Raw genomic sequence first — 14987 nt, 5'->3', positions numbered from 1 at the left:
CATGATAGGCGAGAAGAACCGGATCATCACCATTGCCAACCAGAAGGGCGGCGTCGGCAAGACGACGACGGCCATCAACCTGGCGACGGCGCTTGCCGCAATCGGCGAACGCGTACTCATCGTCGACCTCGATCCGCAGGGCAATGCCAGCACGGGTCTCGGCATCGATCGCCGGAGCCGTGAGCTGTCCTCCTACGATCTTCTGATCGGCAGCCACAGCGTTGCCGATACGGCGCTTGAAACCGCTGTGCCGAACCTCTCGATCATTCCGTCCACCATGGACCTGCTCGGTATCGAGATGGAAATCGCCCAGCAGAGCGATCGCGTCTTCCGCCTGAAGCGCGCCCTCGCTGCTGCGGATGCACTGTCTTACTCTTACGTGCTGGTTGATTGCCCGCCGTCGTTCAATCTTCTGACGATGAACGCGCTTGCCGCCGCCCATTCCGTTCTGGTGCCCTTACAGTGCGAATTCTTCGCGCTGGAAGGGCTTAGCCAGTTGCTGGAGACGGTCGATCAGGTGCGCCGCACGGTCAATCCGCGGCTCGATATCCAGGGCATCGTTCTGACCATGTTCGACTCGCGCAATAATCTTGCGCAGCAGGTGGTGAACGATGTGCGCACCCATCTGGGTGAAAAAGTCTATCACACGCTCATTCCGCGCAATGTGCGCGTCTCGGAGGCGCCCTCCTACGGGAAGCCGGCCATCCTCTACGATCTCAAATGCGCCGGAAGCCAGGCCTATCTTCAGCTTGCCTCCGAAGTGATCCAGCGGGAAAGGCAGCGCAAGGCTGCCTGAATTCAGTATCTGTGAGTAGAGCCGATGAACGATGACAATTCCAAACGGCGCCTCGGCCGCGGCCTTGCCGCGCTGATCGGTGAAATGGACCAGCTCCCGGCCGCCGATGTCGGCAGCCAGCCGTCGGTCAATCCGGATCGGCTGGTGCCGATCGAGTTCGTCGGCCGCAACCCGCGCAATCCGCGCCGCTATTTCGACGAATCGGAATTGCAGGACCTTGCCTCGTCGATCCGCCAGCACGGCATCGTCCAGCCGGTCGTGGTGCGGACCATTGCTGACAACCGCTTCGAGATCATTGCCGGCGAGCGCCGCTGGCGGGCGGCGCAGCTTGCCGGCCTGACTGATATTCCGGTGATCATCCGCGATGTCGACGACCGGACAGCGCTGGAAATCGCCATCGTGGAAAATGTGCAGCGCTCCGACCTCAACCCGCTGGAAGAGGCGATGGGCTATGAACTGCTGATCGCCGACCACGGCTATACGCAGAACGATCTCGGGGAGATCATCGGCAAGAGTCGCAGCCATGTGGCCAACAGCCTGCGGCTGCTGAAACTGCCGGAGCCCGTGCGCGACATGCTGGCCTCCGGCACGCTCTCCGCCGGCCATGCCCGTGCGCTGATCCCGACCTCCGATCCCACGGCGCTCGCAAAGACGATCGTTGCCAAGGGCATGTCCGTTCGTGATGCAGAGCGGATCGCGCAGAACGATATCAAGGCGCAGGGTGAACCGGCGCCCGTGCAGGGCCGCAGGGAAGAGAAGGATACGGACACGCTGGCGCTTGAACGCACGCTGTCGGATGTGCTCGGCCTTGAGGTCAGCGTGAACCACAAGGGCAATGGCGGCCATCTCCGCATCGCTTACAAGACATTGGAACAGTTGGAAGAAATCTGCCGGCTTCTTGAGCGACGGTAGTTTCTTTAGCCGGATTCAGCGCCTTGCGGATTGAAGCACGGCCGCCAGCATCGTCTGCATGGCGATCGTATCTTCCAGAGCGGGGCGCTGACGGCTTTGCAGGATGGCGGCCTGAAGGCGCTGGGCTTCCCGGCGAAGTGCGGGACCCGTCCATGTTTTCAGGGCATTCTCGACGATAGGCTTGCGGCGGAAGTGCAGATGGCGGCCGAGTGTCGCCATTGCCTGCGCGGCGGGCGCGCGCTTCTCATCCATTTCCGCCCGCATCAGCTCCAGGAGCTGGAATTGGCGCAGGCAACCCTGCAGGACGAGAAAGACCGGCGTCTTGGAGGACACGATCTTCTGGATCGCATGGAGAAAGCCCTCGCGGTCGCCCTTGAGGATGGCATCGATGGCGTCGTCCGTGGAGATCGCGCTGGCGTCGCCGACGATTTCCTCCACATCCCCTTCCTCGATCAGCTCCCTGCCGCGGCAATAGAGAGCGAGTTTTCGCACTTCGTTGCGTGAGGCGAGCCGGTCGCCGCCGATGGTTTCCATCAGGCGTTCACGAGCGGCCGGCGAAATGCGTAGTCCTTCCGCGGCGAGTTCCTGGTCGATCAGCGCCTGAAGGGCGCGCCCGTCATCCGCATAGCAGGCGATGGCGACGGCTTGCGATGCGGATTCGGCCGCCTTGCGTAAGGCGGCCCCCTTCTTCAGGTCTCCGGCCTCGATGATGAGTGTGGAAGGACCAGGGGGCTGACCGGCGAGGATATCGAGGCCATCGGCAAGCCCCTTCTCGCTGCCGGCATTGCGAATCCAGACGAGGCGCTCGCCGCCGAAAAGGCCGATGGCATTCATTTCGTCGATCAGGCGGCCGGGCTGGCTGCCGATGTCGCCGGCGTCCAGCTTCACGACGGAGAAGGCGTCATCGAGATTGACGCCGCTTGCGGCGGCGAGCGTGGCCGCCCGCTCGGAAACCAGGCCCCGGTCCGGGCCGTAGATAAGAAAAAGCCGCACGGGCAAGGGCTTCCGCTTCGCGAAAGCATCGAACTCGTGCGACTTGACTTCCGCCATAGCCGGCTCAGCGACGGGCCAGCGCCGAAGCGATGTCGGCGCGGATCAACTCGGCAAGCTCGCGTGCGCCCCGGTTTTCCGCATCGCGGATGGCGCGCAGCTTGGCGAATTCCTGAGCCGGGAAATCGACCATGGCGATGGCCGAACGCTTGCCGGAGGTTACGGTTTCGCCGGTATCGGCCCTTGCGAGATTGTAGTCCGCCGTGACGGTGACACGGCCGGAACGGGCGATATCGTCTCTCACGTCGTTGAGCACGCCGACGGTTCGGACCGTGACATCCATTTCCAGATGATAGACGGCGTTCTGCGGTTCGCCTGCGCCACCGGAAAGGAGGAAGATCAGGTCGTTCCTGACCTGCTGCTCGACGCGGTCGCCAGCCTCCGAGATGGAGACGGAGGCGAGCTTGCCTTCCGTCCCGTTCGGCGTGGAATAGAGCGGCCGTACCTGGCATCCGGCCAGCATGCCGATGAGTGCAACGCCGGCAAGCGCCTTGGCGAGCCGAAAGAGGCCGGTTCCGTCAGACAACAACATTCACGATCCTCTGCGGTACGACGATGATCTTCTTGGGCTTCTGGCCGCCGAGCGCCGCCTGTACGGCTTCCAGCGCCAGAACGGCCGCTTCGACGGCACTCTGGTCCGCGTCGCGGGCGATTGTCAAATCCGCCCGCTTCTTGCCGTTGATCTGGACGGGAAGCGTGACCTCGTTTTCGGCGACGAGGCTGTCCACATAGGCCGGCCAGGCGGAGGTGGCGACAAGCCCCTGCCCGCCGATCTCGCGCCAGCATTCTTCCGCAAGATGCGGTGTCATGGGGGCGACGATGCGGATCAGGATGGCCACGGCCTCGCGCAATGCCGAGACGAGATCGGCCGAGGCCTTGCCGGCTGCGGCGCTGGCCAGCGGTGCGGCAAGCGCGTTGACGAATTCGTATATGCGCGCGACGGCCTTGTTGAAGGCGAGCTTGTCGTAATCGCCCTGGACCGCCTTCAGCGTCTTGTGCGCGGCCTGCGCGACGGCGAGCGCCTCGCCGTCCGTGCCCGGGCGGCCTTCTGCGGCCTTGAGGACGGGCGCTGCGTCGCCGATCAGGCGCCAGACGCGCTGGACGAAGCGGTGAGCGCCTTCTACGCCGGCTTCCGACCAGATGACGTCGCGGTCCGGCGGGGAGTCGGAGAGCACGAAGAAGCGGGCGGTATCGGCGCCGTAGGAGGCGATGATATCGTCCGGATCGACAACGTTCTTCTTCGACTTCGACATCTTCTCGATGGAGCCGATGGCGATTTCTTCGCCGGATTCGAGATGGGTTGCGCGGCGCTTGCCGTCGATCTCCTCGATACGGATTTCAGCCGGCGTCACCCATTCGCGCTTGCCGTCGATGGCGCGGCTATAGGTTTCATGCACCACCATGCCCTGCGTGAAGAGACCCTTGAAGGGCTCCTTCAGGTCGAGATGGCCGGCAACCTGCATGGCGCGCGTGAAGAAGCGCGAATAGAGCAGGTGCAGGATCGCATGCTCGATGCCGCCGATATACTGATCGACCGGCAGCCAGGCATTGGCTGCGGCCGGGTCCGTCGGGTCGTTTTCCCACGGGGCGGTGAAGCGGGCGAAATACCAGGACGAGTCGACGAAGGTATCCATCGTGTCCGTCTCGCGGCGGGCGTCCTTGCCGCAATGCGGGCAGGCGACGTGACGCCAGGTCGGGTGACGGTCGAGCGGGTTGCCCGGCTTGTCGAAGGTGACGTCGTCGGGCAGCTTGACCGGCAGATCGGCCTTGGGAACCGGAACCACGCCGCAGTCGTCGCAATGGATGACCGGGATCGGGCAGCCCCAGTAGCGCTGACGCGAGATGCCCCAGTCGCGCAGGCGGAAGTTGACCTTGCGTTCGCCCACCGGCGCATTGCCCAGCGTGGCGGTGGTGAGGCGCTTTGCGACTTCCTCGAAGGCGGCTTCGGTGCTGAGGCCATCCAGGAAGCGCGAATTGATCATCACGCCGTCGCCGATATAGGCCTCATCCGCGATAGCGAAGGTGGCGGCGTCGCCGTCCTTCGGCATCACGACGGGCACGACCGGCAGATCGTATTTGCGGGCGAAGTCCAGGTCGCGCTGGTCGCCGGAGGGGCAGCCGAAGATGGCGCCCGTGCCGTAGTCCATCAGCACGAAGTTGGCGACATAGACCGGCAGTTCCCAGTTCGGGTCGAAGGGATGGCGCACGCGGATGCCCGTGTCCATGCCCTTCTTCTCGGCGGTTTCGAGCGCGGCGAGCGAGGTGCCGGCGCGGCGGCATTCTTCGCAGAAGGCCATGATCTCGGCGTTCTTCGCAGAGACTTCCCGGGCCAGCGGGTGATCGGCGGAGATGGCGAGGAACGAGGCGCCGAACAGCGTGTCGGGGCGGGTCGTATAGACGGTGACGTCCTTTTCGGTCGTCAGGCCCGCGCCCTCGGCCACTTCCCAGCGCACCAGCATGCCTTCCGAGCGGCCGATCCAGTTCTTCTGCATCAGCCGGACCTTTTCCGGCCACTGGTCGAGCGTTTCCAGCGAATCGAGCAGATCCTGGCTGAAATCGGTGATGCGGAAGAACCACTGGGTCAGCTCGCGCTGCTCGACGAGCGCGCCCGAGCGCCAGCCGCGACCGTCGATGACCTGTTCGTTGGCGAGAACCGTGTGGTCGACCGGGTCCCAGTTCACCTTGGACTGCTTGCGGTAGACGAGGCCCTTTTCCAGGAAGTCGAGGAAGAGGTGCTGCTGGCGGTGGTAATACTCGACGTCACAGGTGGCGAACTCGCGCGACCAGTCGAGCGACAGGCCCATGGATTTCAACTGCTTGCGCATCGTTGCGATGTTTTCATAGGTCCAGCCCTTCGGGTGTACCTTGTTCTGCATGGCGGCGTTTTCGGCGGGCATGCCGAAGGCGTCCCAGCCCATCGGATGCAGGACGTTATAGCCGCGCGCGCGCTTGTAGCGGGCGACGACGTCGCCCATGGCGTAGTTGCGCACGTGGCCCATGTGAATGCGGCCCGACGGATAGGGGAACATCTCGAGGACGTAGTACTTTTCGCGCGGATCGTCGTTCTTCGTCAGGAAGACGTCGTCTTCATTCCATTTTGCCTGCCAGCGGGGTTCGGCATCGCGCGGATTGTAACGTTCGGTGGCCATGTCTTTGATGTTCCGGAAGTCTTTTGGAGGTTTTGGCGGGCGGTCCGCCCATGCGAATATGGTGCCGAGACCTTCATCATGAAACCGCCGAAGCGTCAAGTTTTCCGGCCCGCCGCGGGCTTGCCGCGCCGCGCGCGCTTGGCAAGCGCCGCCGATTTCGCTAGGTCCGGCATTCGACAGCCGATGGAGTATGACCATGGACCTTCAGGATCGTCTCGAAGATGTGCGCAGCCGGATGCGCAAGGCCGCGAGCGAGGCCGGCCGCAAGCCGGAAGCGGTCACGCTTGTGGCGGTGTCGAAGACCTTCGACGCCGAGGCGATACGCCCCGCGATTGCGGGGGGACAGCGCGTCTTCGGCGAGAACCGCGTGCAGGAGGCGCAGGGCAAATGGCCGGAGCTGCGCGAGGGGACGGCCGGTATCGAGCTGCATCTGATCGGTCCGTTGCAGTCCAACAAGGCCGCCGAGGCGGTGGCGCTCTTCGACGTCATCGAGACGGTGGACCGCGAGAAGATCGCCCGGGCGCTTGCCGACGAGATGAAGAAGCAGGGCCGCGCGCTGCGGCTCTATGTCCAGGTCAATACCGGCCTCGAGCCGCAGAAGGCCGGCATCGCGCCGGACGATACGGTCGCCTTCGTCGCCTTCTGCCGGGAAGAGCTGGGCCTTACCATCGAGGGACTGATGTGCATTCCACCGGCGGACGAAAATCCCGGCCCGCATTTCGCGCTGCTCGCCAAGCTTGCCGGGCGCTGCAATCTCGACAAGCTCTCCATGGGCATGTCGGGCGACTACGATGTCGCCATCGGCTTCGGTGCGACCAGCGTGCGTGTCGGCTCGGCGATTTTCGGCACGCGCTGATCTTTCCCTCGCATCGTGAGAACCCCGGCGCGGTTTTCCACGCCGGGATTTGCGTCATTCGCTCGGGCGTTTGAAATCGCCGGTCGCGGCGTCCATGATCCAGAGTTCGCCTCTCGATATGTCGAACCAGGCGCCGTGTAGCTGGATACGGCCCTTCTCCTCCAGGATGCGCACGCAGGGGAACGTCCTGAGATTGGTGATGGAATTGCGGATGGAGACGCGCTCGAGGGCGCGCTGGCGCTCGGCCTGGGTGAGGATTTCCGCACCCTGGATCTGCTCGGCGACGGGCTTCAACATGCCCATCCACTTGCCGATGAAGTCACCGGGCGAAAGCGGTTCGGCATCCGGGTCGAGTGCGGCCGAAATGCCGCCGCAGCGGCCGTGGCCCATCACCAGGATATCGGTGACCTTCAGCGACTGCACGGCGAATTCGAGCGCGGCGGACGTGGCGTGGAACTGGCCGTCCGGCTCGTAGGGCGGCACCAGATTGGCGACGTTGCGCACCACGAAGAGTTCGCCCGGTCCGCTGTCGAAGATGGTTTCCGGCGCGGCGCGGGAATCGCAACAGGCGATCACGAGCGTTTTCGGCTTCTGGCCTGTCTCGGCCAATGCCCTGTAGCGCGCCGACTGTTCGACATAGCGGCCGGACATGAAGTTGCGGTAGCCATTCAGAAGACGATCGGGAAAGCGGTTCATGGTGTCGGAATACCCCTGTGCTAGCGATCCGCCGGATGAGGCTCCACCCGACTTCCCGCATAAACCATTCCGGGACACGGGGCGCAAGGCCGGATCTGGGCAGTATCCCCGCCTCAGGGCCGGCGGGTCTGGGCCGGATGCAGGAGGCGCCGCATGTTCACCATGGCCATCGGGGTCGAGATGCTGGAAGCGTCCTGCTCCAGCGTCAGCTCGTCGGCGCCGCGTTTGGCGGTGCGGGCGACGATCTCGAAGACGCTGGCGGTCGCCGTCGACAATGCCCGCTCCTCGTCAAGGTTTTCCATCAGCCGGGAGAGGAAGATGGCGGCCAGCAGGTCGCCGGTTCCGTTCGGCGGGTTCGGCACCATCCGGTGTTCGGCGAGCAGCGCGCTGCGGCCGGACAGGTAGAGATTGCCCGTGCTGCCGGCCATCATCGGCAGCGCGGACGTGACGAGCATGCGCTGCGGGCCGAGCGAGAGCGCCGCATCGATGATCGCCGCGTTCGTTTCCGGCGCCGTCCCCGTGAGCCAGGCAAGCTCGAAGCGATTGGGTGTGGCGATCGAGGCGAGCGGGATCAGGCTGTCGCGGATCGCCACGGCCGTCTCTTCCGGCACGTAGAGGCCGCGGTCGTCTCCGCAGACCGGGTCGCACATATAGAGAAGGTCGGGATTGTCCGCGCGCAGGCTCTCGACGAGCCTTGCGACGGAGCGAGCTTGCGCGGCGCTGCCGAGATAGCCGGACAGGACAGCCTTCACCTCGCCGCGCCAGGGCGCGCGGATGAGATCGGCGATGATCGCGTCGAAATCGTCGCTGGAAATGGCGACGCGCGTGGCGCGGCCGTGACCGGGATGCCAGGGAAGGATGACGGTCGGCAGCGCCCAGACCGGGTGGCCGAGCGTTTCGAGCGCGAAGACGGCGGCGCGGTTGCCGACCGTGCCGCGCACCACATGGCTCGAAATGACGATGACCGTGCCCTTGCCGCTCTCGTTCATAGCCGGCTCCCTTCGTTCGGCCGAAGTGATGGCAAGGGGGTCCATTCCTGTCAACATTTCGCCTTGTGGCCGGAAAGGCGGATTGAGCGCATGCAGCAAGTTTTTGGCTGCTTTTCGACGAAAAAACGCAATTTTCGCATCAAAACGACAGTAAAACTGACCTATTTCGGACAAAATCGATTGAATTTTCTCGCAAAAGCACAAATTCCGTCGCTTGTATTTTTTCTTCTGCTAACGTCCCGGGCATCGGATTCGAGGGAGAATTCCATGGGTGCCAGGACCAATATGAAACGAGAAAAACACATCGAGGCCGCAAAGGCCGCAGCAGCAGCCCTCGGCGCAAGGACGCTCAACCCCGATATCCTCTTCGGGCGTGCCAGCAAGGACGATATCGAGCATTATAGCGGTGAAATGCTGGCCGCCGCCGCTGCCCATGCCATGGCCGAAATCGAGGCCTGGGACGGAAGCGCGCCGCGCGTCACCGTCACCACACTCGCCGATGTGAAGCCGCAGGGCCAGCCGGTTTCCGTTCTCTCCGTCACCGACCGCAACCAGCCGTTCCTCTACGATTCGGTGATGGGCGAAGTGACGAGCACCCACCGCGATATCCATCTCGCCATCCACCCAATCCTCGTCGTGACGCCGGGCGAGGCGCCGAAGCTTTTCTCGCCGGAAGAGGAAAGCGATCCGGCACAGCGGGTCAGCCATATCGAGATCCACCTTTCCGAGCTTGGCCCGGCCGAAGCCGCGTCGCTTGCCGAGCGTATCGGCAATGTGCTGAACCAGGTGCATCTTGCCGTCGACGACTGGCCGTCCATGCTGGAAAAGCTGGACAGCGTCACGGCCGACATGGCTCGGTATGCCAAGGACAAGCCCGGCAAGGATGAGGCGCTGGCCTTCCTCGACTGGCTGCGCGGCAACAACTTCACCTTCCTCGGCATGCGGGAATACAGCTATTCCGGCAAGGGCGAGGCGGCGAGCGTGGAACGGGGCGGCGAAGGCCTCGGCATTCTCTCCGATCCCGATGTGCGGGTGCTGCGCCTCGGCAAGGACGCCGTGACGACGACGCCGGAAATCCTCGAATTCCTCGAAGGCCCGGATTTCCTCATCGTCACCAAGGCCAATGTGAAATCCGTCGTGCATCGCCGGGCCTATATGGATTATGTCGGCCTGAAGCGCTTCGACGAGAAGGGCAAGGTGATCGGCGAGCTGCGCATCGTCGGTCTCTTCACCTCCACCGCCTATACGCATGCGGCCGGCCAGATTCCGCTGCTGCGCTCCAAGGTGGAGCATGTGGTCGAGCATTTCGGCTACGACCCCAAGAGCCACTCCGGCAAGATGCTGATCAACACGCTGGAATCCTATCCGCGTGACGACCTCTTCCAGATCGACACCAACCTGCTCGCCACCTTCTGCGAGCAGATCAACGAGTTGTCCGACCGGCCGCGCATCCGCGTCCTGCCGCGCATCGACCGCTTCGACCGTTTCGTCTCGGTCATCGTCTATGTTCCGCGCGAACAGTACGATTCCGATGTGCGCGAAAAGATCGGCAACTATCTGAAGTCGGCTTATGACGGCCGCGTGTCGGCCTATTATCCGGCTTTCCCGGAGGGTGGCCTTGCCCGCGTCCACTTCATCATCGGCCGCTCCGGCGGCAAGACGCCGCGCATCCCGCAGCCCAAGCTCGAACAGGCCGTGCGCGAGATCGCGACGCGCTGGACCGACCGTTTCGAGGCCCTCAGCAACGCTGAGGGCGTGCGCCTCGATACCGACCGCGGTTATCAGGAGGACTTCACTCCGGCCGAGGCCCATGCGGATCTGGCGCTGATCACCACCGCAACGGCGGAAAACCCGATCCGCATCGCCTTCTATCGCAAGGCGTGGAACACGGACCTGACATCGGTCGAGCTGAAGATCTTCCACGCCGGCGAGCCGGTGTCGCTGTCGCAGCGCGTGCCGCTGCTCGAAAACCTCGGCTTCAATGTCGTCAGCGAGCAGACGCACGACCTCACGCTCGTTGGCCTCGACGGCAGCGAGCGCCGCGTCATCCTGCATGACATGGAGCTGAAGCAGCGTGACGGGCAGGAGGTCAACCTCGCCAAGCTCAGCCCGATGCTGGAGGAGGCCTTCCTTGCCGCCTGGCATGGCGAGGTGGACGACGACGCGCTGAACCGCCTGATCCTCACCGGCGGTCTTTCGGCCCGCGAAATCATGGCGCTGCGCACCTATTCGCGCTACCTGCGCCAGACGGGCATCGCCTATTCGCAGGGCTATATCGCCGATACGCTGAACAAGTACCCTTCTATTGCGGCGAACCTCTTCCGTCTGTTCGACACCCGCCTCGACCCGAAGCTTTCGGACCGCCAGCGCGAGAAGAAGTCCGCGGAGGCCGCCGCCGCCATCGAGGAGGCGCTGGCCAATGTGCCGAGCCTCGACGAGGACCGGATGCTGCGCCGCTATGTCAACGCCATCGAGGCGACGCTGCGCACCAATTATTTCCAGCACGACCCGGACGGCAGGCCGCGCCGCACGCTGGCGATCAAGCTCGACCCGAAGGCCCTCGACGGCCTGCCGGAACCCCGCCCCTTCCGTGAAATCTTCGTCTATGGCGCGGAAGTGGAAGGCGTGCATCTGCGCTTCGGCAAGGTCGCCCGCGGCGGCCTTCGCTGGTCGGATCGCGCGCAGGATTACCGCACGGAAGTGCTCGGCCTCGTCAAAGCGCAGCAGGTGAAGAACTCGGTCATCGTGCCGGTCGGCGCCAAGGGCGGCTTCTATCCCAAGCAGCTTCCCGCCGGCGGCAGCCGCGATGCCGTCTTCAAGGCCGGTACGGAAGCCTACAAGACCTATATCCGCACGCTGCTCTCCGTCACCGACAACATCGTCGGGCAGGACGTCGTGCCGCCGGCCGATACGGTCCGCATCGACGGTGACGACCCCTATTTCGTCGTCGCTGCCGACAAGGGCACGGCGACCTTCTCCGATACGGCGAACGGGCTTGCGCAGGAAGCCGGATTCTGGCTGGACGACGCCTTCGCCTCGGGCGGTTCCGCCGGCTACGACCACAAGAAGATGGGCATCACCGCCCGCGGCGCCTGGGAAACCGTCAAGCGCCACTTCCGCGAGATGAATATCGATATCCAGAAGACGCCCTTCACCGTTGCCGGCGTCGGCGACATGTCGGGCGACGTCTTCGGCAACGGCATGCTCTTGTCGCGCAAGATCAAGCTCGTCGCGGCCTTCGACCACCGCGATATCTTCATCGATCCTTCGCCGGATACGGACACATCCTTCGCCGAGCGCCGCCGCATGTTCAACCTGCCGCGCTCAAGCTGGCAGGACTATGACCGCTCTGTGCTCTCCAAGGGTGCGATGATCATCCCGCGCACGGAAAAATCTGTGACGCTGACGCCGGAAGCCCAGGCCGTGATCGGCCTCGACAAGGCCAAGGCGACGCCCTTCGAGATCATGACGGCGATCCTCAAGGCCCCTGTGGATCTGCTCTGGTTCGGCGGCATCGGCACCTATATCCGCGGCCAGAACGAGACGGATGCGGAAGTCGGCGACCGTGCCAACGATCCGATCCGCATCGTCGGCGAGGACGTCCGCGCCAAGGTCATCGGCGAGGGTGCTAACCTCGGCGTCACCCAGCGCGGTCGCATCGCCTTCGGCCTCAAGGGCGGCCGCAGCAACTCCGACGCCATCGACAACTCGGCCGGCGTGAATTCGTCGGACGTCGAGGTCAACATCAAGATCGCGCTCGCCTCGGCCATGCGCGACGAGCGGCTGACGCGCGCCAAGCGCAACGTGCTGCTCGCCTCGATGACGGACGAGGTGGCCCATCTCGTGCTGCGCAACAACTACCTGCAGTCGCTGGCGATCTCGCTGACGGAAAAGCAGGGCGCGGCCAACCGCGCGCCGCTGACGCGCCTGATGGATCGCCTGGAGGCCGCCGGCCAGCTCAACCGCAAGGTCGAGACCCTGCCCGACGACCGCACGGTCGCCGAGCGCTATCAGGCCGGCAAGCCGCTGACGCGGCCGGAGATCGGCGTGCTGCTCTCCTATGCCAAGCTGGTGCTGTTCGACGAGCTGATCCACACGGACCTGCCGGACGAGCCCTATTTCGAGCCGACGCTTTCGGGTTACTTCCCGGCCAAGATGCAGAAGGCCTATGCGGACGATATCCGCTCGCATCGCCTGCGCCGCGAGATCATCGCGACGATCCTTTGCAACGAGGTGATCAACCGCGGCGGCCCGGCCTTCGTCAATACCCTGACCGACGGCACGGGCTTCGGCCCGGCCGATGCGGTGAAGGCGGCGATCATCGCCCGTGACGGCTACGGCCTTGCCGCGCTCTATGCCGGCGTCGATGCGCTGGACAATGTCGTTGCCGGCTCGGTGCAGAACGACCTCTACGAGGAGATCGGCCGCATCTACGCTTCCGTCACCGGCCTGCTCTTGACGACGGGCGCGGTTGCCGGCCCGCTGGAGCAGGCGGTTCACAAGCTGAAGCAGGCGCTGAAGCAGCTTCGTCCGAACCTTGCCACGCTGGTTTCGGAGGCTGCGGCCGACGAGGCGCGCCGCAAGGCCCATGCCTATGAGGACGAAGGCGTACCGGCGGAGCTGGCGGAAGAGATCGCCACGCTCTCCACGCTCACCTTCGTGCCCGAGGTGATGCTGATCGCGGCCGCCACCGGCGATACGCTCGGCAAGACGGCGCAGACCTTCGCCGGCATCAGTTCCGCGCTGAATATCGGCCGTCTGCTCTCGGCGGCGGGCCGCATCCCGACCGGCGATCTCTACGAGGCCCTCGCCCTCCAGCGCAGCCTCACCGATATCGCCAATGCCCGCCGCGACCTTTCCAGCGCCGTGCTGATCCGCCACAAGGGCGACAAGGCTCCCCTCGCCGCCTGGCAGCAGGCGGAGAAGGAACGGCTTGCCCGCGTGACGGCGAACCTCTCGGCGTTGACGGAAACGGGCGAGGCCACGCTCGCCAAGGTCAGCGTCGCCGCCGGCATCCTGAGCGACCTTGCACAGGAAAGGGCGAAGTGAGACAGTCCGCTGCCGGCTGATGGGGCCATGTTTCCATCAGCCGGACGGACGGGCGCATGGTCGTTGCCCCACAGCCAAGGAGGGGCAATGACGGTCGCCACGGAAAGCCGGGAGCCACATACAAGCCGTCTCGGCATAACGGGCTGGATGCTGTTCGACTGGGCGGCCCAGCCCTTTTTCACGGTTATCACCACCTTCATTTTCGGCCCCTATCTCGTCTCGCGTCTCACGGAGGATCACGCAGCGGGTCAGGCGGCCTGGAGCTACACGCTCACCATTGCCGGCATCGCCATCGCCCTGCTTGCCCCGATCATGGGCTCCATCGCCGACGCCTCGGGCGCGCGAAAACCCTGGATCGCCGGCTTTGCAGTGGTGAAGATCCTGTCGCTCGTCGCCCTCTGGCAGGCGGCGCCTGGCAGCAGCCTGCCCTTCGCCATGGCGATGATCGTGCTTGCGACCGTCGCGGCGGAATTCTCCATCGTCTTCAACGATTCGATGATGCCCCGGCTGGTGAAGCCGGAGGATACGGGACGTATCTCCAATATCGCCTGGGGCCTCGGTTATCTCGGCGGCATGATCGTGCTGATCGCCGTCGTCGCCCTGCTTGCCGCCAATCCCGAAACGGGCAGGACCGCCATCGGCATATCGCCGCTCTTCGGCCTCGATCCTGCGACCGGCGAGGATGCGCGCATCACCGGGCCGATTTCGGCGGCGTGGTATTTCGTCTTCATCCTGCCGATGTTCCTGTTCACGCCGGACCAGAGCAAGGGCCTGCCCATCGCGGCCGCCGTGCGCGCCGGCTTTTCCGATCTTTCCGCGACGCTGCGCGACCTGAGGAACAAGCCGGGCATCCTGCGCTTCCTCGTCGCTCGCATGATCTATCAGGACGGCGTCAACGGCCTGCTCGCGCTCGGCGGCACGTTTGCGGCCGGCATGTTCGCCTGGCAGACCTTCGAACTCGGCATCTACGGCATCATCCTCAATGTCGTCGCCATCGGCGGCTGCCTCTATGCCAGCCGGCTGGACAAGCGCCTCGGTTCGAAGACCGTCGTCGTCATGAGCCTCGTCTGCCTGACGTTCGCCACCGTCGGCATCGTTTCGACCGGCCCCGGCTTCACGTTGTTCGGCCTCATCCCCCTGCCCACCGCCGATAGCGGCGGCCTCTTCGGCACGGCGGCGGAGAAGGCCTATATCGTCTATGGCCTGCTGATCGGCGTCGCCTTCGGCCCGGTGCAGGCCTCGGCGCGCTCCTATCTCGCAAGAAGCATCCATCCGAACGAGGCCGGCCGCTATTTCGGCCTCTATGCCCTTTCGGGCCGGGCGACGTCGTTCCTCGCCCCGCTCTCGGTGGCGCTCATCACCACGGCCACGGGTTCCGCCCGTCTCGGCATGATGGCGCTGATCGCCTTCCTCGTCGTCGGCTTCCTGCTTCTGCTGCGCACGCCCTACCCGGCCGCCAAAGTCGAAGCCTGAAACGCAAAACGCCCCTT

The 14987-nt window shown here is 64.6% G+C and carries 10 protein-coding genes; 5 read left to right on the top strand and 5 right to left on the bottom strand.

Translation table 11 applies throughout. The annotated features are described in order from the left end of the window. Position 1 precedes the first annotated feature (1 nt). Both K8M09_RS17270 and K8M09_RS17265 read left to right on the top strand, forming a co-directional pair. Entirely contained in the window at positions 2–796 is a 795-nt protein-coding gene (locus K8M09_RS17270; protein ID WP_160786175.1) for a ParA family protein, read from the top strand. Positions 797–820: 24 nt separating this feature from the next. Continuing rightward, a complete protein-coding gene (locus K8M09_RS17265) occupies positions 821–1708 on the top strand; it encodes a ParB/RepB/Spo0J family partition protein (RefSeq protein ID WP_160786176.1) in 888 nt (295 codons plus the stop codon). 15 nt (positions 1709–1723) lie between these two features. Here the strand turns inward: K8M09_RS17265 and holA are convergent, their stop codons facing one another. Genes holA through leuS form a run of 3 tightly spaced genes read right to left on the bottom strand, consistent with a single transcriptional unit; the run spans position 1724 to position 5907 of the window. Beyond that, positions 1724–2758 (bottom strand): DNA polymerase III subunit delta, encoded by a 1035-nt coding sequence (gene holA / locus K8M09_RS17260; protein ID WP_160786177.1) that lies wholly within the window; start codon positions 2756–2758, stop codon positions 1724–1726. Positions 2759–2765: 7 nt separating this feature from the next. Beyond that, positions 2766–3290: an LPS assembly lipoprotein LptE gene (lptE, locus tag K8M09_RS17255; protein ID WP_160786178.1), complete on the bottom strand. Its 525-nt coding sequence runs from the start codon at positions 3288–3290 to the stop codon at positions 2766–2768. Further along, entirely contained in the window at positions 3277–5907 is a 2631-nt protein-coding gene (gene leuS, locus K8M09_RS17250; protein ID WP_160786179.1) for a leucine--tRNA ligase, read from the bottom strand. The genes lptE and leuS overlap by 14 nt, the downstream gene beginning before the upstream one ends. A 196-nt stretch (positions 5908–6103) precedes the next feature. On the opposite strand from leuS, the gene K8M09_RS17245 reads away from it, so the two are divergent. Then, a complete protein-coding gene (locus K8M09_RS17245; RefSeq protein WP_160786180.1) occupies positions 6104–6763 on the top strand; it encodes a YggS family pyridoxal phosphate-dependent enzyme in 660 nt (219 codons plus the stop codon). Between the two features lie 54 nt (positions 6764–6817). Here the strand turns inward: K8M09_RS17245 and K8M09_RS17240 are convergent, their stop codons facing one another. Together K8M09_RS17240 and pdxY are read right to left on the bottom strand one after the other, a co-directional pair. Beyond that, complete coding sequence (locus K8M09_RS17240; protein ID WP_160786181.1) at positions 6818–7459, bottom strand: carbonic anhydrase; 642 nt, start codon at positions 7457–7459, stop codon at positions 6818–6820. 113 nt (positions 7460–7572) lie between these two features. Then, the gene (pdxY, locus tag K8M09_RS17235) at positions 7573–8448 is read right to left on the bottom strand and encodes a pyridoxal kinase PdxY (protein ID WP_160786182.1); all 876 of its coding nucleotides are present in this window, start codon (positions 8446–8448) and stop codon (positions 7573–7575) included. Between the two features lie 267 nt (positions 8449–8715). On the opposite strand from pdxY, the gene K8M09_RS17230 reads away from it, so the two are divergent. Continuing rightward, complete coding sequence (locus K8M09_RS17230; protein WP_160786183.1) at positions 8716–13497, top strand: NAD-glutamate dehydrogenase; 4782 nt, start codon at positions 8716–8718, stop codon at positions 13495–13497. 87 nt (positions 13498–13584) lie between these two features. Continuing rightward, positions 13585–14970: an MFS transporter gene (locus K8M09_RS17225; protein ID WP_229341968.1), complete on the top strand. Its 1386-nt coding sequence runs from the start codon at positions 13585–13587 to the stop codon at positions 14968–14970. Positions 14971–14987 lie beyond the last annotated feature (17 nt).

This window comes from Shinella zoogloeoides, assembly GCF_020883495.1.
Lineage (GTDB): Bacteria > Pseudomonadota > Alphaproteobacteria > Rhizobiales > Rhizobiaceae > Shinella > Shinella zoogloeoides.
This window is presented reverse-complemented; position numbering and strand designations above follow the sequence as displayed.